Below are 21,157 nucleotides of genomic sequence, written 5' to 3'. Positions count from 1 at the left end.
GGTCACGTAGGTGGCTCCGTCCCGGCCGGGGGCGATGGGCTAGCGCCATCGGGCAGGTCACCCGACAGTGGGCGAATGTGCCGAGAAGTGAGGTCGGCGCGGGACGGGTGAGCGGTTGCGTCGCCGCTCACGCCGTGGTGTGCCGACGTTCCGTCTGCAGCGCTCGCGACCGTGGTCGTTGGCGGCCGGACGGCAGCTGTGGGCGAGGCCAGAGTGCGAGCCAGCGCGCCGACATGGCGGTCCAGTCCGCCGGTTCGGCGGCGGTGCGCGGAGGGTAGGCGACGACCGGTCAGCGTGGCCGCGGCTGCAGGATCGTTTGGAAGTCGCCCGATGGCCGGCACGCCGAGCTCGCGCTCGACCTCGGCGGTCGGGTAGCCCTGGCCAGTGAGAAGCAGGCCAGGACGTGGTGTCCAGCGGGCCAGCTCCCTCAGCCGTGCCGCTGTGTGGGCGAGGTCCTCGGCGCGGGTGCCCGTGAGGAGTATGAGAGCGTCCGCTTGGCGTGCGATCGTTTCGGCCGGTGTGCCGGGATCGACCCGTCCGCAATCGGCGAGCACCACGACCCTGGGTTCGCGGGCGGCGGCGGGCAACAGCTGGTGCTCGGCGCCAGTGAGGATGTGCAGGGCGGCGCGCGTGTGCCCGCTGCCGGGCGGGGCGACCAGTACGTGGGCCCCACCGGCCAGCACTTGGGTGTGCTCCCACACGACCGTGGGGCGAGGCTGCCGGCGTGCGGCGGCTGCGAGGCTCACCAGTCCTGGTGTCGTCGGGAGTTGTAACCGCATCGCTAGGTCGCCGCCGGCCGGGTCGATCTCGGCGATCAGCCGACGGGTGCGGGCGACGTCGGGCCAGTGTGCGGCGAGGGCGAGGGCCAAAGTGGTCACACCCGGGGAACCATGGACCGAGCACAACGCGATCAGCATCAGCGGCCACCGCCGGCAGGCTGCATCACCAGGGCCAGCTGGCCGACCGGGACCTGCGCCAGCGTCACGGCGTCGGGAGAGGTGAGGTCGAGCGAGACCACGACGGTCTGGTCCGAGGCCGCCGGTGCTACACCGACAACGATGGCGCGCCAGGTCGTTCCCGGCGCCGGCGCCGGCACGGCGTTCGTGGGCTGCGCGGAGGCGACGGTGACGATCACGGTGATGGGTGTGCCGACGGTCACTGCCGGTGGGAATTGTCCGGGCTTGACCGCGACTGCGACGATCGCGTGGCCGGCGGCGGGCAGCTGTGCGGCGCCGACGGCGTCCGGGGTCAACAGGGCACCGGTCCCGAGGTTGGTCGCCATCGGCCGGCCGAGGACGCGGGCAGCCTCGTCGGCCGGAACGAGTGCTGTGCCCGGCGATGCGGAGACGTCGACCGTACGCAAGTCCGCGCTGGTCAGCACATGCCCGACAGCCACGGGCGTGGCTATGGCCAGGGTCGGCGTCCGGTCCTGGGTGCTGGTGGTCCACCAGACGGTTCCGCCAGCGCAGAGAACGACGAGTAGCACCCCGGCCGCCAGATTCGGCACTTTCCGGTTGCCGCGGTGAGATGTCGGTGTCGCGGGTGCGCCGGTGCGGTCCAGCCACGACGCCGGTGTCGTTTTGCCGACCGGCTCATGGCCGCGCGCGGGAGTGTCGGTGCTGGTCATCGGAGGTCCTCCAGGCACGGTTCGCCCGTGTCACGCAATCTGCGATGGGCGTGAAACGGGATCACGAAAAGAAAGGCCGAATGGTCCGGGTACGACGGGCGGGACCTATCCGGTGCCGAGAGCTTGCACTTCGGCAACCCGCAGGTAGGCGGCAGCGCTGGTGGTCAGGTCTGGGAAGGCGCCTGTGGCTCCTCCGCCGGACCAGGTGACGCGCCACGACACCGTGGCGGTGATCGGGAACCGCTCACCGGGGCTGCCGGCCGAGGACCTCTGGTAGGTGTGTCCGCAATCGGGCGAAGCGGCCAGCGCGGCCGTGCCTGCGGGGAACGGGGTGCCGGGACCGGTGCAGGTCACGGTGGTTCCGTCGCCGGTGGACCAGGACACCGAAGTCGGGGTCGCGGTCGCGGTGACCGACACCGCGGGCACCGCTGCCGTCGCCGAGTGCGGCCGCCACATCGCCCGGTCCAGCGACAGCCACGTCGGCAGCCGGACCAGCTGCGTGCCGGCCGGGTTCGACGCGATCACCGGGCTGGGCAGCCGCAGCTGCGAGCGGGCCTGCTCAGCCAGCTGCTGCGGCGAGGGCACCGGGGCCGCGCCGGGAGCCTGCCCGTCGGCGATCCACACCGGCGCCCGGAACAGCGCATCGCGCGAGCCCGGCCCGGAGCACTGGTAGACGTACCAGGCCCCACCCTGACCAGGTGCCTGGACCAGCCGAGAAACGGTGGAACGGGTCCGCGTCAGAGACACGAGTTGTATGCCGTTGGCCCTCGAGCGGTGCAAGCTATGGCTCGCGGTCTGGATTCCGTCCGACGGTGGCTGGTAGTCGCTGCGGACGTACGAGCAGTCCGCTCGGGTGTCCTCGCCATCGACAATCCGGTCGCCCGGCGGCGGCTGTGTGTCGCGCTGCCCGTCCTGGAGCTCCGGTGCGCCGGGGCGGGGGTCTGGCCTGCGTGCGGGCGCGTCATGGCCACGTTGGCCCGCGCCGAGCTCGCAGCCGGGGTAGGAGCTCTGTCCGCAGTCGACGTCGCCGTACCAGTCCTCCGCGACCGCAGGCGCGACGCTCACCAGCATCACCGCCGACGCCGAAGCGGCGACGATGCCGAGTCGGCGGGCGGCGGTCAGCATGATCCGGTTCCGTCCACGGCGAACCGGGTCACGCGCCAGGAACCGTCGACGGCCAGCTTGACTTCGGCATGGATCCGGTGCTTGCCGCCCGGTTCGTCATCGGCCGGTTGTCCGGTGTCGGCCCGGTACGTCAGCCAGGTTCTCGCGTCCGAGCAGTCGGTGATCACGACCGTTTTCGGCTCGTACTGCGAGTCGACGGACTGGGCGAGCGGGGAGTTGCTCGGGGCGCCTTTGCTGACCAGGCCGTTGTAGTGATCGGCGTAGAGCTGACGCGAGAGCACCGACAGCGCGTCGCCGGTGGCGTGCTCGGCCAGTCGGGGCGAGCGCCAGTCCGACGTGGCCGCGACGGCGGCGACGTCGCGCCACATGCCCAGGTAGGCATCGACTGCCTTCTGCTTCGCGGTACTGGCAGGCGACGCGGTGGTGGCTGTCGCTGCCCCGGCCGTCCGGGTGTCTACCGAGGATGCCGGAGCGCTGGCCCTGCCCGAGCTGCAGGCGCTCACAGCGAACCCGAGTACCGCAACGGTGACAGCGATGAGGCGCCGGCGGTCGCGCGTCGGCGCGCTCCCCCGCCGGTTGCGCACGAGCGGGACAACGGTGCAACCAGGCAAGATGGCGGGCAGAGTGATCATGCGCGAGCGGGAGGGATCATGCAGCTGTCGACGTTCGGCCTGTGGTGGGTCCTCGGCGCTGCCGTCCTCGGGCTCGGGCTCGGCGCTGCCGCGAGCGGCGTCACTCGTCGGCTGCTGCTGGACAAGCGTGAGATCGCCGGTTCGTGGTGGCTGGGTGCCGTGGTCACCGCGGTCCTGTTGGCGCTGTTGGCGTGGCGGGTCGGTGATCGCGGCGAGTTCGCGGTGTACGGGTTCGCGGCGGTGCTCGGTCTGCCGTTGGCGGTCGTGGACTGGTGCGAGCACCGCCTGCCGCGGCGGCTGGCCGTGCCTCAGCTGGCGGGTGTGTTCGCCGGTTTCGGGGTCGTGTGCCTGGCTCATCGTGACCTGGAACCGGGAGTGCGTTCGGTCGGCGCTCTGTTGGCCGCCGGTGGTCTGGTCCTGGTGCTGGCCGTGCTGACCCGTGGCGGTGTCGGGGCCGGGGACATCGTCGTCGCGGCCGTCGTCGGCGCCGTGACCGGCTGGACTGGCTGGCCGCAGGTGGCAAGTGCGCTGGTGGTGGCGTCCGTGCTGGCGTTGCTGTTGCTCGTCGTCCCCGGCGCACACCGTGGCGCCACGCGGGCAAGTTCCACAGTGCCGTTCGGGCCATGCCTGTACGGCGGCGCACTCGTCATGATCCTGATCGGCGGCTGAGCCGACCGCAACGACGAGGCCTCGCGACTCCGTCCGCGGGCGCACGACCTGCAAGTGCCGCGGCCTCACACGAGCGACGCGCAGCAGGGGGCGGAGGGCCGGCATCGGCTGCCGCGACGCCTCCGGTGCGGCGAGCCCGGATCCGGTGGGCGGCGTCTGCGGCTGCTGCGCGGCGGCGGAGTGGCTGCGTGGCTGGTTCATGACTGCGCTTTCGTGGGAAGGGTTGAGGGGAGACGGCCGGCGGTGGAGGGTGAATTTCGCCGGCCGCCTCCCGGGGAGGCGGCCACCATCGACGTGGGGAGGAGGTGGCCGCCGGGCTCAGAAGCCCAGAGGTGATGTCACCGTGGCCGGTGGGTCATCGGCCTGTGCGGTTTCAGCACCAGGGCAGGCTGCGCGGATCCGAACCGCCGCCCGGGTAGGTGTGCTGGGTGATTGACCACAGGTCGTGGCGCATCCAGCCGGATCGCCAGCCGGCCGAGGTCTGGACGGTCAGCCAGCCCCACACCCAGCCGTCGCTGCCGGGGATCTGGCAGCCTCCCCACGCGGTCTGGCCGGGGTAGGCCAGAGCGATCACGGAACCGCTGGGCACCGAGCTGCGGAGCCGGGCGCCCGAGGCGAGGATGTCGACCTCGATCGAGCTCTGGGTCGTCAGCGCCCGCCCGTCCTGCGTGGTGCCCTTGGCGCGGGTGGGGTGTCCGCCGAAGGGGAGGGCTGTCAGCCCCCAGATCCAGGTGCCGTCCGGTGCGATCGCCGGCGCCGAGGAATCGATCTCGCTCGGGACCCCGACGTCACGGTTCGCGCTGGGCGAGGCGGGCGCGGCGGGCGACGTCGCCGGCGCGTGGGCGGTGGCCGCCTCGGCCAGACCGGCGCTCCCGACCACCGTCGCCGCCGCGACGGCACCGACGATCCCGAGACGGACTCGTTGAGACAACATCATTTGTGCTCCTCTGATGGAATTTCTTGACCGAAATTCGAGGAGTCCCACCCGAGCCGACGGTTCACGAGAACTGATTTTGTTCTCCGCGGATAAGAATGGCAATCCACTGTCGATCACGTGCATCGAGCTGCCAGGTTCCCCAACCTGTCGACACACGCAGAGGCTCGGTTTTACTGTGGTGACCCCACGATCAGCGCCTGTGTTTGCTGATGCCGCCCACGCTGCCCAAGAAAACGACCGAAGTCAAGGGCCTCAGGGCGGGTATTTAGTTTTGTCAAGCCATCCGATTAAGGGCGGCATTTATTGCCGGTCGACGCGTGGATTGCGTGACGTAACTCGCCGGTGTAAATGTCCCGGCGGCGACCGGCGGGAGAGATTCGGCTCGCGGCGGTAATTGGCTCCGGCCGCTATCATCAGATCCGGGTGCCGTCGGGCGCCGCTACCGCCGCCTCGCTGGGGGATGCGGCGGTGATCGAGCCTTCGCGGGTGTCGGGGCTGAGCGTGGCGGCGGCCGGGGCGGACTGGGCGGTCGTTGCGGCGGAGGCGGCGCCCGGTCCGGCCACGATCCCGGCGACGATGAAGGTGCCGGCGAGGATGGCGCGGACGATGTGGATGTTCTGCATGACGGTCCTTTCGGTTGGGTGCGGCGGTGGCCGCGGTAGTGTGTTTCCGACGCCCGCACAAGGCCGTGCGGGTGGCTATGGGTGGCTGCGATCGTCACCTGGTCACGGCGTGCACGGACGGGGTGGCCAGCTGCTCGTCGCAGCGGCCGAGCAGGTACTCGCGGCGCAGGTCGGTGACGCGCGTCTCGGCGAGCGCGTCCAAGCCGTCGATGCGGATCACATCGGCGTTGAATGCCGGATCGGTGCAGAATTCGACCAAGTCGGCGGGCTCGTATGGATCGAGGTTCACGCCGACATGCTCCAGTCCTGGTGCGATGTAGAGCAGCGAACCGGGGCCATGCAGGAGCGGGGTCAGGTCGGGGCCGACCAGGGATGCGATCCTGCCGCGCACGACGTACACCTGGATCTCGGACTCGGCGTGGATGTGCGGTAGCGCGTGGTGGCCGCCGGCCATCCGTACCGTCCCGGACGACAGGGTCCGGATCGGTGCCATGCCGGAGTGCACGGCGACGGTGAGCTGTTGTCGTTGTGGGCCTATGACGGCCTCGCCGAATTTCCCGACTGCGATCTGGATGTCGTTGTGCGGCATGAGCTGAGTCATGATCGTTTCCTCCATGCGTGCAGGTGCTGGCCCGACTTGGCTGGATGACCGGGGTCGGCGGTGGTCCATGCCCGGTCGCCGCGGGTGGTGGCGCGTTGCGCGCGTCGGTGACGACCGGTTCCGTGGCGCGGCTCGGCCGGGGCTGTCTGCGGCGAGAAGCCGGGAGCTCGAGCCAAGATGTCGAGCAGGCAGGCGATCAAGGGACCGGAGCCGGCCGCGAGCAGGAGCGTGCCGGGCGACAGAGCGCCGACGTAGACGGCGTTCGCAGGACCGAGCAGCGCGACGCCTCCGGCGATGAACGCCGTGTCGGTGGCGATGCGGGTCAGTGCGACTCGTCTGGCTCGGGCTCGGCGGTCGTCGCTGGGCGGGCCAGCGAAGGCCATCATGATTCCGTCACGTGGCAGCCTGCCCAGATTGGCTGACAGGTAGATGGCGACGCCGCTGGCGAACAAGAGCCCGCCGGACGCGAGGGCTGCGACCCGGATCGGAATAGCGTCGACAGTGGGCAGCAACGCTAGCGTCCCGTCGGCGACGACTGCGGGAATCACGAGAGCGGCGACTGTCCCGACTCCGGGTCTGAGCCTGAGCGGGATGAACGTCATGGCGAGCACCAACTGGCAGAGGATGATGCCACTGCCGAACGTCCAGCCGGTCGCATGACTCACCCCGGTGTGAAGGACGTCCATCGGGGTTAGCCCCAGGCGTGACCACACGAGCAGCGCGATTCCACCGCCCATCGCGGTCGTGCCGCCTGCAAGGATGACCAGCCGTACAGCCAACGGATGACCACTGATCATGACCGCCGATTTCGCCGGCAGAAGGTGTATCGCCATGGTTTTCTCCAAATCGTGAGCGTGCGGATCCGCTCCTTGTTGCTTACTGCACCAGGCGTAGCGACCGAGCCGTCGACACCCGAGAGGTCAACTCCGCGTTGTCATGGTCGTCGCCGTTGTCCACGACCACTTCAAGCACAGGGACGACGGGAGCGGCTGCCCGTTCGAAGAGGAACGCAATCGACCACTGGTCCACGCGGTACGCGCATGACAGGCGAAAACCAGCGGCCGCCATCCCAGTCAGGACAGCGTTCTCGCTTTCACACATGATGAAACCTGCTGCCCGCGGTTTCCGTCGCGGATCGATGTCGTAAGCAACATGCGCCCAACCTGTTTCGTCATCGCGAACAACGAGCAGCGTTCTCACGATGGGACACTCGTACGCGTTGTTGTCCGAGATAGCCATGAGGGTTTCCAATTCCACCGCTAGTTGAGTACCGCGAGGTTCTGGTTCCTGCCGCGGTGTCCATGTGGCCAACCGCACCAGGCCAACCAGATAGCAGTATCTGGCTGGGTTCTTCGGCGACATCGCAACGATAGACCGATCAGGGATCATGCCGTCAATGCGCGAGCACGCGTAGTCGCGACTCGCGGTGACACGCTGGTACGTTCGCGGTACGGGTACGCGCGTAGTTGCATCGATTGAGTCCACGTAGCTACTACTTAACGTGATACCTCCGATGCGAAGGGCATGCGACGGCACGATGCGATATAGCCAGCAAGAAGCCTGTAGCAATTTCGGTTATTTGATCGGTTATCGAACTTCCGTGAGTTTGTGTGCCGAAGGTGTGTTTGCCGACCACGGTGGGCGCCAGTCGTCGATCACATGTACGCGTCTGCACGTACGTGTTGGCGGCGTGGCTACGTGGTGTCCTCATGACGACGTACGTGCCTGCGCCGATGGCCGGGGGACGGCCGTCCTTCATGCTGGACAGGGAGGAATGTCACCGGCCGACCGACGGGTACGGCACTCGACGAATGTCTGCGGGGATTCCTCTTTTCGGCACGACGAGGCGGAGTCGTTGTGTCGGATCGGTGGAGGTCGTACACGCACGCAGCTCGCCACCTGAAGACGGCACGTACTGGAGGGCAAACTAATGACCTCGGAGATCTTCGATTGGGAACGCGCCCACGAAGCCGCACACGCGCTGCGAGAGCAGGGAGCCGTGCATCAGGTGACCTTGCCCAGCGGCGTTGGCGCCTGGGTAATCGGACATCACGCCGATGCGCTCGCAGCCCTCACTGACGAGCGTCTCAGCAAGGACAGCGCGGGTATGCACCGAATCCTCGGCGCGCAGCTGCGACGCGCCGGCAAGCCTCCCGAGCTGTCGCGGATGTTCGGCTCGTCAAGCATCCTGTTTATGGACAACCCTCGCCACGACGAGCTGCGCCGGCGGGTGTCGAAAGCCTTCACCCTCCGGCGGGTCCACCTGCTCCGCCCGGGCATCGAGCGACTGGTCGCCGGACTCCTAGAGGACCTTCCTCGCGATCGCCCGGTCGACCTGATCGAGCACTTGGCGTTCCCGCTGCCGCTTGCCGTAATTTGCGAGTTGCTCGGCATACCGCTGGACGAGCGTGACCAGTTCCGCGACTGGACGACAGCGCTCATGGAGGACGAACCGGATCGGGTACTTCCGGCCTCCCATGCCATGGAGGACTACTTTGACAAGCTGATCGTCGCCAAGCGCACAAGCGCGGACGACGGGCTGCTCTCGGCGATGGTGCAGCTGTCCGACATCGGCGAGTTGACCGCCGACGAGGTGATGGACCTGGTGTTCCTGCTGTTCGTCGCCGGCCATGAGACCGCGACGAACCTGATCGGAAACGGGGTGTACCACTTGCTGGCCGATCCTCGTCGTTGGCGGTTGCTGGGGCGCCGCCCGGACCTCGTTCCTGGCGCCGTTGAAGAGGTACTGCGTTTCGACAGTCCCGTTCGCATGGCCACCTACCGGTGGACGACAGAGCCGGTTCAGTACGGCGGTGTGATCATCCCCGCCGAGCAAGTCGTTCTGGTGTCCTTACTGAGTGCCGGCCGCGATCAACACCGGTACCCCGATGCCGACAGGCTGGATGTGCGCCGGAACGCAACCCACCTGTCCTTCGGACATGGGATCCACTACTGCCTCGGCACGCCTCTCGCGCGACTGGAAGCCGACATCGCGTTCACCGCGTTGACCCGCGAATTTCCCGATGCACGTCCGGCCGTTGAGACCGATGAGCTGCATCACAATCCGAGCGTGATCATGAATGGCTTCCGCTCATTGCCCGTGATACTCGGCGGGCGTTGAGCGAACCCCGCGGCGGCCCACGACCGCAACACCCTTGGTCGGCATCGCTTCGGCTGCGTGGTGTCGCATGAGGCCTCGACGCGCCCTTTCTGCACGTCGAGGCCTCGTCATGCCTCCAACGGGGCTACAGAGCGCAGGTACCACACTGCGATATCCGTGCGCGTGGACAAGTCGTACTTGGCGAGGATCCGCTGTACATGCTTCTCCACCGTGCGATGGCTGATTCCGAGTCGTTCGGCGATTTCGTCGTTGTTCATCGGCTTCGCCACCAGTTTGGCAATCTGCAGTTCGCGATCGGTCAGCTTGTCCGCAGCCCGTGGGATGGTCGAGGGCTCGTCTTCTGTGTCGAGTTCTTGCAGCGCTGACGCGTAGGCCTCCTCGATCGACGCTGCGCGGTTCTCCCCGACCTCGAACTCAGCCTCGAATCTGTCCCCGTACCTCTGGCGTGCGTACGACTCGATGGCACGCTGCACGCGCAAGAATTGCGATAACCCCAGCACGCTGGTCTGAGTCAGTTGCTGGGCGACGCGCGCGCCTCCGAGCAGCTTCGCACCTTGCTCGAACCTGCCGAGTCGCAGCAAGATCAGGGCGATCAGCCACAGTGCCCAGGGTGGACCCCACCGATCCTTGATCGCTACCTGGATCCGTAAGGCCTCCTGCGTCTGCTGGATCGCAGCCCGCAGATTTCCGTGGAGCAGTTCGGCCAGTCCGCAGGTCCACTTGGCCCACGAAATGCACCACTCAGCCCGCGCTGCGGTGGCCGTCTCCAGTACTCGGGCACTCGCCACGAACGCGGCGTCGGCGCCGCCCAGGAAGACTGTCGCCATCGCACCGTACAGTGCCGCCATGTACGCGTTGCCGTGATCGCCGGACTCTGCGAAAGCGGCCTCCGCCCGGCCGAGCAGCGCAATGCTGTCGCGTGCACGATCCTGATCCGGCTCGGCCAACCACAGTCGACAACCTCGGGCATACAACAGCGGTCCGAACGAATCCTCGCAGCCGAGCCGAGCAGCGAGCCGACCAGCCGCCTCCAGGGCAGGGCCTGCGGCATCGGTGCCCTGGATCTGCGCGATCCACGCGATCTGGCTCAGAGCCGCAACCTGACCCATGCTCGGCGTGCTCTGGTGTTGCTTCTCAAGCGCGCGGGTCAGCATGCGTCGGCAGTCGGCCAGCACACCGGCGAACACAAACGCACGCGACGCGGTGATGTCGACAGCCAACTGGAGGCCCTCATCGGCCGTCTGAGCCGATGACAGCAGAAACTCTTGGGCAGCACGTGAATTCGGCAGTTCGGCGCGCATCCGTAGCATCAGCGCCGGCTCCTCCGGGCCGAACCACTGCTCACGTACACGCGACGCGAAATCGAGAACGTACCGTGCGTGCGCGGAGCGGAGCGCCCACTCCTGTTCCGCCTCCGCCACCAGCTGCAGGCCGAACTGCCGGATGAGTTCGAGCATGCGGTAGCGCGTGTGGTCTCCAGTGGCTTCAGCCAGCAGCAGGGATTTGCGGACCAGACTCCGCAGCAGAGCCGGCACCTGAGCGGCATCGATACCGGCTTCCGGGCAGACCGCGGTGGCGGCGTCGAGGTCGAATCCGCCTTCGAACACCGAAACGGTGGCCAGGAGGCGCTGTTCCGAATCATCCAGCAGGTCGTAGGACCATTTGATGGTCGCATACATCGTGCGGTGGTGGGGTTGTTCGGACAGGCCGTCGACGAGTAGCCGTAGAAGTTCGGGGTGTTTGGCGATCTCCGCAAGGGTCATCACATCGAGTTGCCCGGCCGCCAGCTCGACGGCCAAGGGCAGACCGCCCAGCATCTCGCACAGACGTTCTGCCAGCGGCAGCTCGCCGTTCGTGATCGTCCGGCCTGCGGCCTGTGCGCGGTCTCGTAGCAGGCGCAGGGCATCCGCCGAGGACAGTGGCTCGATGTTCAGGAGGTGTTCGCCTGCTACGCCCAGTCTGACCCTGCTGGTCGCCACCACAGTCAACTTCGGCGCTGCTGGCAGGAGCGTGGTCAACAGCCGGGACACTTGTCCTTCGCCGAGGGCTCCCTCGGCCAGGTGCTCGCAGTTGTCGAGCATCAGCAGCGCGCGGCGCTCGCGAAAGAACTCGCGCAACCGGGCGACGGGCGAGCCGTCCGCGTTGTCCAGCAGACCGAGCTGGTCCGCGCAGGCTGCCGCGACCAGGTCGCCCCGTGCCGGTACGTCGACCAATCGGACCACCCAGACTCCATCCGGGTAGGCCTTCTGCACGTCGGTCTCGGCGGCCAGCCGAAGCAGTAGACGGCTCTTGCCGACGCCCCCCAGACCGAGCAGCGTGACCAGGCGCGCGCTACGGAGTCGGCGCTTGGCGCCAGCGATCAGATCGGATCGGCCGACGAAGCTGGTCATCTGTGTATCCGTGACCGCGACAGGCACGTCTCCAGCACGCTCTTTCGGAGACGCATCGCTTCGCCCGGCCGTGTGGGCCGCCTCAGGGGCGTCGTCGGCCATGGCCTCTCCTGCCCCGTACTCCAACTGCGGTCGCAGACCTGTCTCGACGCCCACAACGACCACCTTCCCCTATCCCTACCTCCGGCATCGGGGCGCCCGCTTAGGCTCGCTGCCGCTGCCGCTGGCATAGGCGGGCAGGCAGGTACTCGCTTGAACCGCCCGAGGCTGCCAGCGGTGCTCTGACGTAGTGCCCAGGCGCAGACGTCTGTGCCACACGAGGCGCGCATGCGTTCATCGTGATCTCCCATCCCCCTCGCAAGTCTGCTGCTGGACTTCCTGCCAACGGCGCAACCTGGTGTTTCGACTTCGCCCCGGAACACGGGACCGTGAAGGACGCCTGTTCCTGCTCGGTTTCACTCTGTAGGTGGCCGGGCGCTACTGGTTCCGATTTGGCTCGACAGAGATTGTGATTGGGTTGTGCGCCACGAGATTCCGCGGTACCGAAATCTGTGTTGCCGGTAGTGCTCCCTTCTCCTCGTCGAGTTTGCTGCCTGCCCGACGTGATCTTCACGCTATCCGGGCACCACAACCCATGTCAACTGAACATTACACACCGAGTATCATGATTCTTCGAAGTTACGCTTCTCGAACCCAGAACGTCGGCGCGAAGGTCGACATCGTGACCTTGAACCCCAGAGGGGCACCGTGACCTGTGCGGCGGCGTGGTCGCATGTCTCTACACGAGACCGGCAGATCCGCGCCACAACCAGCAGTACAAGCATGCGACTGGTCCGTAGCCACGGCCATGGTCACGACGTCTCCGGCGGAGACCTCGGCGTATACGCCGGCCTTCCAGAGGGAAGTGATCACGACCGTGATCACCAGCGGGACCGACACGGCGATCGCTGACCGAGATCCGGTGGAGTCCGAAGGCGGCAACGCGCACATCGAGCGCCGCATTCGCGAGAACAACACCGGCCGGGGTGTTCGGTACGTGTATCGAGGCGGCCACGGGCTGGTTCGAGTCCGCGCCGAGCGTTGTAGACAAGCTGGAAATGCGCATCCTGACCATCACAGCCTTCGCCCAGGGAACGCGACTTGAGGGACTCAAGGTGCCGGCCTTCACAGAAGTTCAGCGGCAAACCGCGGACGAATGCCCGTAGGTCGTCGCGGACGACTACGCCGCCTTCGTCGCCGAGTATGGGGCCGCGCAGCTATCGGGCCACGATGACCGGGAGTGAGCTCAGCCCGCGCAACGTCATCGTGGGCCCCCACTCAGGCTCGTCGGCCAGCTGCAGGCCCGGGGCGCGGCGGGCGAGTTCCTGCAGCACGGTCCGGCCCTCCAACCGAGCCAGCGGCGCGCCGAGGCAGAAGTGGATCCCATGCCCGAACGACAGGTGCCGCTCCGGGGCCCGCGTGATGTTGAACGTGTCGGGCGCCTGGTGTGCGCGCGGGTCGCGGTTGGCGGCGCCGAAGAACACCAGCGTCTGGTCGCCGGCGTTCAGCTCGATGTCGCCGAGGGTCGTGTTGGCCACCACGTTGCGCATGGTGAGCTGGATCGGCGAGTCATAGCGCAGGATCTCCTCGACCGCGGCCTCCGCGAGCGCGTCGTCGCCCACCAGGGCGGCGTACTGCTCGGGGTTACGCAGCAAGGCGAGGACGCCGTTGCCGATGAGGTTCGTCGTGGTCTCGTGACCGGCGACCAGTAGCAGGGTGAGCGTGACCAGCAGCTCCCCTTCGTTCAGCACCTCGCCTTCGTCGGAGACCGCCACCAGCGCGGACAGCAGGTCTTCCCCCGGGGCGCGGCGGCGCTCGGCGGCCAGCTCGCGGAAGTAGGCGATGAACTCCCGCCGTGCGGCCGCGGCGCGCTCGGCGACGTCCGGCGGCAGCAGGAATCCCGGGTCCGAGGCCCGCGCCATCGCGGCCGACCATGAGCCGAACAGTTCCCGGTCTTCGCCCGGCACGCCCAGCAGCTCCGCGATCACCGTCACCGGCAGCGGCACCGCCAGCGCTTCCATGAGGTTCGCTTCGCCGGTGTCGACGATCCGGTCGATCGCGTCGGTGGCCAGCTGCTCGATCCGCGGTTGCAGGCTATCGATCACGCGCGGCGTGAACGCCTTCGACACCAGGCGGCGCAGCCGGGTGTGATCCGGCGGGTTCAGGAACGCGAACGCCCGCACCACCCGGCCCAGCTCGTCGACGGGCTGGTCCGGGTCGCCGCCGTCGATGACCTCCGGCTCAGGGTGCCCGAACTCGGTGCCGCGCAGCACCTGGTCCGCCTCGTCGTGGCCGAGCACGGCGACGAACGGGCCGCCGACCCGAACGACCGGCGCCTTCTCGCGCCAATGTGCGTATAGCGGGTACGGGTCCAGTCGGTTTCGTGGGTCAAGCAACTCGCCGAGCATATTCACCAGGGCACTTTCTCATGCCGCGACGGTCGAGCCGTCCGTCAGGTCGCCGCGAGCCGGTGCCGAGCCCAATCCCGGGCGGCCGGCCCGGCGGTCGGTGACTCGATGGGAGCACGCCGGATCGAGTTCGCTGTCCTCCCGGAGGACGTCGTCCGTGAGCTTCTGGAACAGCTCGTCGGAGACGAGGGTTCGAGCCTGGATAGCGGTACCGCCCGCTCGACTACCTGAAGCCTCAAGGCTTGGAGCTCTTACTCCCCACTAACTTCAATCCGAGAGCTGAGGCGGTTGCCCCCAGCGAGAGGAGGGCAACCGCCACCCCGTCCAGCCAGCTGGCGCCAACCGCCATGAAGACCGCAAGTCCTACCCCGTAGCCGCTACGACGACGTAACCTAGCTGCGCGCGACCCGAAAGCGTTACATCCGCCGGAGCCTCGAAACGGACATCGGCTTCAACCGGCACAACGGCGGAGAACTCTGGAGGCTCGCCCTCCACGAGAACGGTGTATTGCAGCCGGTGGTCGTGGCGCAGCAAGGCCGGAGGGATTTCAATCGTCTCGCCCCGGTAGAACCAGTTGGGCACGGGCGACCCGGCGACCTTTGTGTACGAGCTGGTGCGCAGCACGGAGATGATCCGGGCGGTGAACTTGAGCTCGATCGAGCCGTCGAATGCGTCTTTGCGGATGTCGCGTCGGCCGCGGCTAACTACATGCGCGGTCACCAAGTGGGGATCTTGGAGCTTTTCGCCTCCTGCTAACACTTCGAGCCCCAACTCGGTGCCGGCGGCGTGTATGAGCGGTGTGATCTCCGTGGCGTAGACGTACAGTCGCCGGCGGGGATTCGCGGATCGGTAGGTCGCTACGACGGCGGCGATCCCGAGGATGATGGCCACGCCGATGCCGACGATGGTCCAGAACGTTCCGGACCAGTACCAGGGTTCAGGCTGCGCGAGTGCGGGCGTCATGCGGGACATCGAACCAGGCTGCCGCCGGACGACCGTCGAGCGCCACGGTCACGAGTTCATTGCTTGCAGTAACACAAGATCTTCCCGGCGAGACATACCGGCGTTGACCATCATCACGTTGGAGGGGTTCGTGATCATCCGTCGTACCGTCCTGGCCGTTGCCGTCTCCGCGGCCGTGCTCTCGTTGGCCGCGTGCAGCAGTTCGGGCGGCACGCCCACGGCGACCGACTCGGCGGGCGTTGTCGCCCCGGCCGAGGCCGCCGCCGGGCCGAAGTCCGCCGAGGATGTCACGAAGACGCTCGGCGCGAAGATCCCCACGGTGAAGCTGTTCAAGGCCTACACCGCGGAGGACGACCCGAACCAGCTGCTCGGCCGGCCGAACGGTTACAGCTCGAAGACGGCGTTCTCGGACTCGCGCATCAAGGCCGACGACGTCGAGTTCGCGAAGGAAGACGCGGTCGAGCGCGGCGGCTCGGTGGAGGTGTTCGCCGGCGCGAAGGCGCGGATGGACTTCATCCAGTCGGTCGCGAAGGGGATGCCCGCGGTCGGCGAGTACGACTACGTGAAGGGCGCGGTGCTGGTGCGGGTGTCGCGATTCCTGACGCCGGACCAGGCGAAGGAGTATCAGGTAGCGCTGGCCGGCTGAACGGCGGAGCGCCCCGAGAGCCTGGGAGATCGCTCTTGGCCGGCGGGGTGCTTCTCGTTCGTCGCGGCGGCCCGGGTTCGAGGGTGCCGGGCCGCGTATCCGAGTGCGACGGACGGTTCTGGTGTGGAGTCTTCCCTGCTGGCGACACAGGGATTGCGTGTCGCCAGCAGGATCCCCCTGCTCGTCGCCGCGCGAGTGCGGATCACCCGGCGAGGCCTTCAAGCTATCCGCCCACCCAAACCAATGTCAACTGAAAATTACATCTCCGGCTGATGCAACACTAAACTTACTCCGTTCGAGTGGTCAAAAGGCGGGCACGAACGTCAAGATCGTGATCCCGAACCCCAGTGTCGTACCCGCCGCGACCTGCGCAGGAGTGTGGTCGCCGGTGACCACGCGGGCCCAGCAGATCAGCGCCACGACGAGCAGCAGCGCCAGGGCAACGGGCCCGTACACCACGGCCAGCGTCGCGACTCCCCCGCCGGAGACGGCCGCGTGGAGGCTGATCTTCCAGCGGAACGTGATCACGAACGTGACCACGAGCGACACGAGCATGGCGACCGCCATGTACACCAGGTCGGTCGGTGCGTGCCCGAACAGCATGATCGCCAGCCCAACAGCGGTGGAGGCGAAGCACACGATCAGCGGCTTCGCCCTGCCCTCTCGGTTGCGGACGTGGTGGCCGTCCCAGTCACCCTTCTTAGCGCCTCGCACGATGAACGCCATTGGCACGGCGGCGCAGAAGAACGCGATGACGAAGCCCCAGAGGAGGGTGAACCCGACGCTGTAGCCGGTGGCGCGCCACGGCACCGCCAGCGACAGCAGCACGAGCACCACCCAGGGCGCGAGGATTTCGCCGACGACCTTCCCGGCCTTTTCGGCGGGGGTCTGGGGTTGGTGTTCAACGGTCTCGGTGGTCATTACCTTCTCGTGATCAGCTCGGGATGAGCGGCGGGCGCTGCCACGCCGCCGCGACCAGCCGCAGGAACTTGACCATCGCGGCGAGGTTGTTGCCAGTCGCCGGCTCCGTGAGCACCTTCTCACTCGGCTCGGCGGCCTGGGCAGCGTGGGCGGCGATGGCGTGGCGCCACACCTCGGCCTCGACAGCGGCGACCAGTTCGGCGCCCTCCAGCCCGCGCGCCTTGGCTGCCTGTTCGGCGGCGTGCGCCACCTCGGGGTCGAGCCAGCCGCGGAGCCTGCTGCGGCCGTCCATGATCTCGATGGCGCGGCGGTAGAGCGCGAACTCGCTGTCCCACTTCGGTGGCCGAGCTTCCAGCGCGATCGCGGGCTGGGCGGCGGTGAATGCCTGCCACAGCGGCTCCAGCTCGCGGTAGGAGCGCCGGTATTCGACCAGCATCCGCAGCGCGGTGCCTCGCGGGCCCCAGACCGGCATGGAGAGGCCGATCAGGGCGGTAAGGACGCCGCCCGCGATCACGGGTACTTCCAGTCCCTGCGGATACGACGGGGTGATGCCGATCGCCTCGAGGATCGTGTACGCCAGGTGGTGGGCGGTGTAGAGCAGGCCGAGGCCGGTGCTGATGGTCAGCGTCACCAGGCTGCGGCGGAGCCATACGCGGTCGGCGATCCGCGACCACTTCCAGGACAGGCGGCTGAGCGTTAGGAGCAGGACGCCGATGGCGGCGGTGTAGCAAAGCACCGACGCGCGGATGAGCGGGAAGGCCGCGTAGTCGAGGTCGAGGTAGTCGGGGTTCTCGAAGGCGACGCTGAGGCCCCAGGTGACGACCATGCCGCCGGCGAGCAGGTACATCGCGGCCTGGTACCAGCGAATCTCGGCGGGCCGCTCACGGCCGCCATAGATCGAGAGCAGGTAGAACCACGTGAACGACTCCAGGCAGCCGAGGATGAACAGGTGCTGGACCAAGAACTGTGGCGCCGAGAGAGTCCAGATGGCTTTCATGCCGACCGCGACGCACAGAGTCAGCAGCAGCAGTCCGGACCACATCGCCCACATCGCGGGCTTTTTCGGCGAGCGGATCAGGTCGACGAGCCGGTAGATGGTGACCGCAATCCCGGCGAGGACCATCACCCACTGCAGCGCGGTCTGGATCGCCTCACGCACGAGCGCGCTCCATGACCGAGGCGAGCGCGTCAACGCTGTCGAGGTCGGCGCCGCGCAGGCGGCGTTCGGGCTCGATGAGGCGGCGGCCGGCAGCTTTCCAGATAAGCGATGCTGCGACCTCGGCTTCGGTCTCCTGCTTGTGCGAGTACGTTTCGCGGTGGAGTACCTGGTCCTCGACTGCGCCGTCGCCAGCATGTCGAAAGATCAGCTCGCGCAGCTGCTCGTCGAGCGGGCCACGGGCGAGCACGGCGTCTTCGTCGCCGCGGTGGCAGAGCAGGATGTGGGCGGCCTCGTGCGCCAAGACTTGCTCCCAGTGCAGGTCGCCCTCGCGGAGACCGGAGTCGTAGAGGATCACGTCGGCGTACTCAGTGGGCACCCACATGGCGTCCGGCCCACTGGGGGGAATCTCGGCGGCAAGAAGCTCAATCGGCCGGCCGCGGGAGTCGGCAAGGCGCTGGATGAACTCGCGGATATCCCACGGATCGGAGATGCCAACTTCCCTCAGGAGCTTGTTGATGCGGCGGCGGAGCCGCCGGTACTCGGCGCCCCCGAGGGGCTCCGGCCGGCGGCTCGGAGTGCCGGCGGCCGAGCTGTCGTCGATGGACATGTTGCGGCTATTCCTGTCCGGGCTTTTCGCGTGGCTTGTGTTTCCGGTTCAGCGCGACGAGCTGTTCGCTCATGCTGGCGAGGACACTCCGGGCGTCCGGGTCCATCTGCCCCATGCGGAAGAGAACTTCCTTGACGCCGGCGTCCTCACGGAGCAGCTTCAACGCCGCCCTCGTCTCGGCGTCCTCCACCGCCGCCGCCGCCTTGGACGTCTGGCCGAAGTCGGTAAGGAAGGCGACTCCGACGCCAAGCACATTGGCGAGAGAGCTGATCGTCTCCAGTGTGGGGTTCTGGCTCTTCCCAGTCTTGAGCTGGTACAGCGCGTTGCGGCTCAGGTGCCCACCCTCAGCGTCAATACGGTCGAGAATTTGCTGGTCAGCGAGGCCGCTGGCGCGGATCGCGTAGTTCAGGCGTTCAGGGAGGGTGGCCCCCGGGTCATGGTCCTGTGGTGTGGTCATAGCGCTGCCCCTCCTGAGGCTCTCGACGAGACCATGCGTCACTCAAAGTGCGTACAGCGCCGTCGATGTCACATGCAGTTTACAGTCTAACCCCGCGAGTAACGCCAGGCCAAGACGTGCGCCGGTCCACCACGTGAGCCCGCTGCCATCCCATCGCCCGCTCAGTCACACAGTCACCACTTCCGCGCGCAAAACCTTCCTTCGGAAGACACTTTTAAGGTCATCTAAAAGCCTGTCTCATGTGGTGAGTTTGCGGAGTTTCTGGTGGCAGGTGAGGCTGGCTTCGAGGATGAGGAAGGCGAGGAAGTGCTCGGCTTTGCGTTCGTAGCGCAGGGTCAGACGCCGGTATCCGGTGAACCAGGCCATGGTTCGTTCGATCACCCAGCGGTGCTTGCCGAGCTTGTCCTTGGATTCGATGCCCTTGCGGGCAATCCGGACCTTGATGCCCCGGTCGCGGACCCAGCGCCGCAGGTCGGGCTGGTCGTAGGCCTTGTCCGGCGTGCAGCTTGGCCGGCTTCCGCCGCCGCGGGCCACGACGGGACTTGATCGCCGGGATCGCCATCACCAGCGGCTTCAGCGCGTAGGAGTCGTTCGTGTTGGCCGCGGAGACTGCGACCGCGAGGGGCAGTCCGGCACGGTCGGACAGGGCGTGGATCTTCGAGCCGGGCTTGCCGCGGTCGACCGGGCTGGGACCGGTCATGGATCCCCTTTTTCGCGCGAACGCAGGCACCGTCCACGATCGCGCGGCTCCAGTCGATGAAGCCCTGGCCGCCGAGTTCGTCCAGCAGCGCATGATGTAACTGTCGCCACAGCCCGGCTTTGGTCCACTGGCCGAAGCGACGGTGCGCAGTCTGGAACCGCACCCCGAACGACGGCGGCAGATCCCGCCACGCACACCCGCTGGTCAGCACGTACACGATCGCGGTGAACACCGCCCGAGCATCCACCGGAGCCGTGCCACCGCCCTGCGGACGCGGCTCGAACACCGGGATCAACGGCTCGGCCAATGCCCACAACTCGTCCGGAACCAACCGCAGCGACTACCGATCAACCACAGTCAGATCATCGCTCATCAGCGACTGATCACCACGTAAGACACGCTCTAAGCTGGCCTTTTCAAATTGAGTTCGAGAACATGAGCAACGAATTCCACAAGGCCGATCGGGCCAACGCGAGGGGGAACAACAGCACGCTGTGGCGCCGACCGAAGAGCTGACGAAGCGGCTCACGACATCGGCGAGGCGTACGCCAGTGTCGGCAACCACGAGCGTGACCATGATCGCGACACGCCCGGTTCGCGGCCCGCGTCCAACTGCGTGCCAGGCCCACATCCCGCAATCACCGCTGCCGCCGGTATGACTCCGGCAAATCTCGTCAACGCAGTCCTCGCCCCGAACACTGGGTACCCCTCCGTTCCGCTGGACACTCGGCGCACGGAGTGCCGCCGACGACCGTCGGTCAAGCCGCGATCCGCTCCTGCTGCCAATGCTCCGGGCGGCAATGACGCTCGTGACCTGCGCGAGACCGCAACTGTGTCGACAAACTACCGGCGCACCTGACACCGGCCGGACGGCATGCGCCGGACACGGCGACAACGAGATGCCGCGGGTGCGGAGCCGTCTCGCCTGACTGCGCGACAGCAGCGGCGTGGTCGGCGGCAGTCGGCCAATCGTCCGCGTTCACCAGCGCGATCAGCTGATCGTCGGTCACTTGCTCGGCGGTGCGATACAACGCGCCACCCTTGGTCTTCGAATGTAGTTCAGCTCGGTACGCATCGATGCGTTGCCGAAGCCATTCATCGTGGGTGCGAGGCTGCTGTCGCATCAACTGCCACACAGTCGGATGGTCCGGGTCGACAGCTGCATTGCTCGGCGACCGTGTTTGGTGAACGATCAGCAATCCGGACCCAATGAGCGCCGCCACCAGCAATGACGTACCGAGGACGATGCCGGGTTCGCCGTCGGCCAATGCGGTCCACAGCGTGCGAAACCTCATTCGATTACCCCCTTTGCTCGGCCGCCTGATGGCTTTGCCGCGTTAGGTGATGTTTGGGTCAGCCAGACCACATCCATGGGACGGCTGCCTAACCCGGGGCACCCGCCGTCGACAAGCGCTCCCAGTGAGACCGCCACCAGGCCGGCGGGGCCGCAATCCGTATACTGGGCGCTACGGGATCCGACACACGTACCGTAAATCTGCCTCGCACCACTTTCAAGCAGTTAACGCGAGAGG

20 protein-coding genes and 1 pseudogene are annotated in these 21,157 nt (G+C 67.3%); 3 read left to right on the top strand and 18 right to left on the bottom strand.

Annotation, left to right across the window (positions count from 1 at the left end; translation table 11 throughout):
- Nucleotides 1–2: 2 nt before the first annotated feature.
- From AB0N03_RS32015 to AB0N03_RS32000, 4 genes are all read right to left on the bottom strand, one after another.
- On the bottom strand, nucleotides 3–917 hold the full coding sequence (locus tag AB0N03_RS32015; protein ID WP_364379283.1) for a carbon monoxide dehydrogenase maturation protein: 915 nt from the start codon (nucleotides 915–917) through the stop codon (nucleotides 3–5).
- Nucleotides 917–1,627 (bottom strand): hypothetical protein, encoded by a 711-nt coding sequence (locus AB0N03_RS32010; RefSeq protein WP_364379280.1) that lies wholly within the window; start codon nucleotides 1,625–1,627, stop codon nucleotides 917–919. Before AB0N03_RS32010 ends, AB0N03_RS32015 begins: the two co-directional genes overlap by 1 nt.
- A 105-nt stretch (nucleotides 1,628–1,732) precedes the next feature.
- Nucleotides 1,733–2,752, bottom strand: a complete 1,020-nt coding sequence (locus tag AB0N03_RS32005) for a hypothetical protein (protein WP_364379277.1) — start codon at nucleotides 2,750–2,752, stop codon at nucleotides 1,733–1,735.
- Nucleotides 2,746–3,384: a hypothetical protein gene (locus AB0N03_RS32000; protein WP_364379274.1), complete on the bottom strand. Its 639-nt coding sequence runs from the start codon at nucleotides 3,382–3,384 to the stop codon at nucleotides 2,746–2,748. The genes AB0N03_RS32005 and AB0N03_RS32000 overlap by 7 nt, the downstream gene beginning before the upstream one ends.
- Before the next feature lie 18 nt (nucleotides 3,385–3,402).
- On the opposite strand from AB0N03_RS32000, the gene AB0N03_RS31995 reads away from it, so the two are divergent.
- Nucleotides 3,403–4,053 carry a prepilin peptidase gene (locus tag AB0N03_RS31995; RefSeq protein WP_364379271.1) on the top strand — a complete coding sequence of 217 codons (651 nt, stop codon included), beginning with the start codon at nucleotides 3,403–3,405 and terminating at the stop codon, nucleotides 4,051–4,053.
- Nucleotides 4,054–4,426: 373 nt separating this feature from the next.
- On the opposite strand, the gene AB0N03_RS31990 is transcribed toward AB0N03_RS31995, so the two are convergent.
- The 5 genes from AB0N03_RS31990 to AB0N03_RS31970 all read right to left on the bottom strand — a co-directional run bounded on the left by AB0N03_RS31990 (nucleotide 4,427) and on the right by AB0N03_RS31970 (nucleotide 7,471).
- Nucleotides 4,427–4,990 carry a hypothetical protein gene (locus tag AB0N03_RS31990; RefSeq protein WP_364379268.1) on the bottom strand — a complete coding sequence of 188 codons (564 nt, stop codon included), beginning with the start codon at nucleotides 4,988–4,990 and terminating at the stop codon, nucleotides 4,427–4,429.
- 413 nt (nucleotides 4,991–5,403) lie between these two features.
- Entirely contained in the window at nucleotides 5,404–5,613 is a 210-nt protein-coding gene (locus tag AB0N03_RS31985) for a hypothetical protein (RefSeq protein WP_364379265.1), read from the bottom strand.
- 94 nt (nucleotides 5,614–5,707) lie between these two features.
- Nucleotides 5,708–6,214, bottom strand: a complete 507-nt coding sequence (locus AB0N03_RS31980; RefSeq protein ID WP_364379262.1) for a hypothetical protein — start codon at nucleotides 6,212–6,214, stop codon at nucleotides 5,708–5,710.
- Entirely contained in the window at nucleotides 6,211–7,059 is an 849-nt protein-coding gene (locus AB0N03_RS31975; RefSeq protein WP_364379259.1) for a hypothetical protein, read from the bottom strand. Before AB0N03_RS31975 ends, AB0N03_RS31980 begins: the two co-directional genes overlap by 4 nt.
- A gap of 31 nt (nucleotides 7,060–7,090) precedes the next feature.
- Entirely contained in the window at nucleotides 7,091–7,471 is a 381-nt protein-coding gene (locus AB0N03_RS31970) for a hypothetical protein (protein WP_364379256.1), read from the bottom strand.
- A 673-nt stretch (nucleotides 7,472–8,144) separates the two neighbouring features.
- Between AB0N03_RS31970 and AB0N03_RS31965 the strand changes: the two genes are divergently transcribed.
- The gene (locus AB0N03_RS31965) at nucleotides 8,145–9,335 is read left to right on the top strand and encodes a cytochrome P450 (RefSeq protein WP_364379253.1); all 1,191 of its coding nucleotides are present in this window, start codon (nucleotides 8,145–8,147) and stop codon (nucleotides 9,333–9,335) included.
- 107 nt (nucleotides 9,336–9,442) lie between these two features.
- Here AB0N03_RS31965 and AB0N03_RS31960 read toward each other — a convergent pair whose 3' ends face one another.
- The 3 genes from AB0N03_RS31960 to AB0N03_RS31950 form a co-directional block, all read right to left on the bottom strand.
- Nucleotides 9,443–11,827 carry a LuxR C-terminal-related transcriptional regulator gene (locus AB0N03_RS31960; protein ID WP_364379251.1) on the bottom strand — a complete coding sequence of 795 codons (2,385 nt, stop codon included), beginning with the start codon at nucleotides 11,825–11,827 and terminating at the stop codon, nucleotides 9,443–9,445.
- A gap of 1,154 nt (nucleotides 11,828–12,981) precedes the next feature.
- On the bottom strand, nucleotides 12,982–14,160 hold the full coding sequence (locus tag AB0N03_RS31955) for a cytochrome P450 (protein ID WP_364379248.1): 1,179 nt from the start codon (nucleotides 14,158–14,160) through the stop codon (nucleotides 12,982–12,984).
- Between the two features lie 375 nt (nucleotides 14,161–14,535).
- Nucleotides 14,536–15,144 carry a hypothetical protein gene (locus AB0N03_RS31950; protein ID WP_364379245.1) on the bottom strand — a complete coding sequence of 203 codons (609 nt, stop codon included), beginning with the start codon at nucleotides 15,142–15,144 and terminating at the stop codon, nucleotides 14,536–14,538.
- A gap of 121 nt (nucleotides 15,145–15,265) precedes the next feature.
- Here AB0N03_RS31950 and AB0N03_RS31945 point away from each other — a divergent pair, with 121 nt between their 5' ends.
- The gene (locus tag AB0N03_RS31945) at nucleotides 15,266–15,781 is read left to right on the top strand and encodes a hypothetical protein (protein ID WP_364379242.1); all 516 of its coding nucleotides are present in this window, start codon (nucleotides 15,266–15,268) and stop codon (nucleotides 15,779–15,781) included.
- 303 nt (nucleotides 15,782–16,084) lie between these two features.
- Here the strand turns inward: AB0N03_RS31945 and AB0N03_RS31940 are convergent, their stop codons facing one another.
- The 6 genes and pseudogenes from AB0N03_RS31940 to AB0N03_RS31915 all read right to left on the bottom strand — a co-directional run bounded on the left by AB0N03_RS31940 (nucleotide 16,085) and on the right by AB0N03_RS31915 (nucleotide 20,920).
- Entirely contained in the window at nucleotides 16,085–16,702 is a 618-nt protein-coding gene (locus AB0N03_RS31940; protein ID WP_364379239.1) for a phosphatase PAP2 family protein, read from the bottom strand.
- A 13-nt stretch (nucleotides 16,703–16,715) separates the two neighbouring features.
- Entirely contained in the window at nucleotides 16,716–17,861 is a 1,146-nt protein-coding gene (locus AB0N03_RS31935) for an MAB_1171c family putative transporter (protein WP_364379236.1), read from the bottom strand.
- Nucleotides 17,854–18,468, bottom strand: a complete 615-nt coding sequence (locus AB0N03_RS31930) for a hypothetical protein (protein WP_364379233.1) — start codon at nucleotides 18,466–18,468, stop codon at nucleotides 17,854–17,856. The genes AB0N03_RS31935 and AB0N03_RS31930 overlap by 8 nt, the downstream gene beginning before the upstream one ends.
- Before the next feature lie 7 nt (nucleotides 18,469–18,475).
- On the bottom strand, nucleotides 18,476–18,925 hold the full coding sequence (locus tag AB0N03_RS31925; RefSeq protein WP_364379230.1) for a helix-turn-helix transcriptional regulator: 450 nt from the start codon (nucleotides 18,923–18,925) through the stop codon (nucleotides 18,476–18,478).
- 237 nt (nucleotides 18,926–19,162) lie between these two features.
- A pseudogene (locus AB0N03_RS31920) lies at nucleotides 19,163–19,962 on the bottom strand (IS5 family transposase).
- A 421-nt stretch (nucleotides 19,963–20,383) separates the two neighbouring features.
- Nucleotides 20,384–20,920 carry a hypothetical protein gene (locus tag AB0N03_RS31915; RefSeq protein ID WP_364379227.1) on the bottom strand — a complete coding sequence of 179 codons (537 nt, stop codon included), beginning with the start codon at nucleotides 20,918–20,920 and terminating at the stop codon, nucleotides 20,384–20,386.
- Between the last annotated feature and the right edge of the window lie 237 nt (nucleotides 20,921–21,157).

Source organism: Amycolatopsis sp. NPDC051061 (assembly GCF_040682935.1).
Taxonomy (GTDB): domain Bacteria; phylum Actinomycetota; class Actinomycetes; order Mycobacteriales; family Pseudonocardiaceae; genus Amycolatopsis.
The sequence above is the reverse complement of the archived record's forward strand: the minus strand, read 5'-3'. Positions and strand labels throughout refer to the sequence as shown.

Excerpts from the sequence above, each read along its gene's own strand:
- AB0N03_RS32015 (WP_364379283.1), bottom strand. The coding sequence starts at position 917 with ATGCTGATCGCGTTGTGCTCGGTCCATGGTTCCCCGGGTGTGACCACT.
- AB0N03_RS32010 (WP_364379280.1), bottom strand. The coding sequence starts at position 1,627 with ATGACCAGCACCGACACTCCCGCGCGCGGCCATGAGCCGGTCGGCAAA.
- AB0N03_RS32005 (WP_364379277.1), bottom strand. The coding sequence starts at position 2,752 with ATGCTGACCGCCGCCCGCCGACTCGGCATCGTCGCCGCTTCGGCGTCG.
- AB0N03_RS32000 (WP_364379274.1), bottom strand. The coding sequence starts at position 3,384 with ATGATCACTCTGCCCGCCATCTTGCCTGGTTGCACCGTTGTCCCGCTC.
- AB0N03_RS31995 (WP_364379271.1), top strand. The coding sequence starts at position 3,403 with ATGCAGCTGTCGACGTTCGGCCTGTGGTGGGTCCTCGGCGCTGCCGTC.
- AB0N03_RS31990 (WP_364379268.1), bottom strand. The coding sequence starts at position 4,990 with ATGATGTTGTCTCAACGAGTCCGTCTCGGGATCGTCGGTGCCGTCGCG.
- AB0N03_RS31985 (WP_364379265.1), bottom strand. The coding sequence starts at position 5,613 with ATGCAGAACATCCACATCGTCCGCGCCATCCTCGCCGGCACCTTCATC.
- AB0N03_RS31980 (WP_364379262.1), bottom strand. The coding sequence starts at position 6,214 with ATGACTCAGCTCATGCCGCACAACGACATCCAGATCGCAGTCGGGAAA.
- AB0N03_RS31965 (WP_364379253.1), top strand. The coding sequence starts at position 8,145 with ATGACCTCGGAGATCTTCGATTGGGAACGCGCCCACGAAGCCGCACAC.
- AB0N03_RS31960 (WP_364379251.1), bottom strand. The coding sequence starts at position 11,827 with ATGGCCGACGACGCCCCTGAGGCGGCCCACACGGCCGGGCGAAGCGAT.
- AB0N03_RS31950 (WP_364379245.1), bottom strand. The coding sequence starts at position 15,144 with ATGTCCCGCATGACGCCCGCACTCGCGCAGCCTGAACCCTGGTACTGG.
- AB0N03_RS31940 (WP_364379239.1), bottom strand. The coding sequence starts at position 16,702 with ATGACCACCGAGACCGTTGAACACCAACCCCAGACCCCCGCCGAAAAG.
- AB0N03_RS31930 (WP_364379233.1), bottom strand. The coding sequence starts at position 18,468 with ATGTCCATCGACGACAGCTCGGCCGCCGGCACTCCGAGCCGCCGGCCG.
- AB0N03_RS31925 (WP_364379230.1), bottom strand. The coding sequence starts at position 18,925 with ATGACCACACCACAGGACCATGACCCGGGGGCCACCCTCCCTGAACGC.
- AB0N03_RS31915 (WP_364379227.1), bottom strand. The coding sequence starts at position 20,920 with ATGAGGTTTCGCACGCTGTGGACCGCATTGGCCGACGGCGAACCCGGC.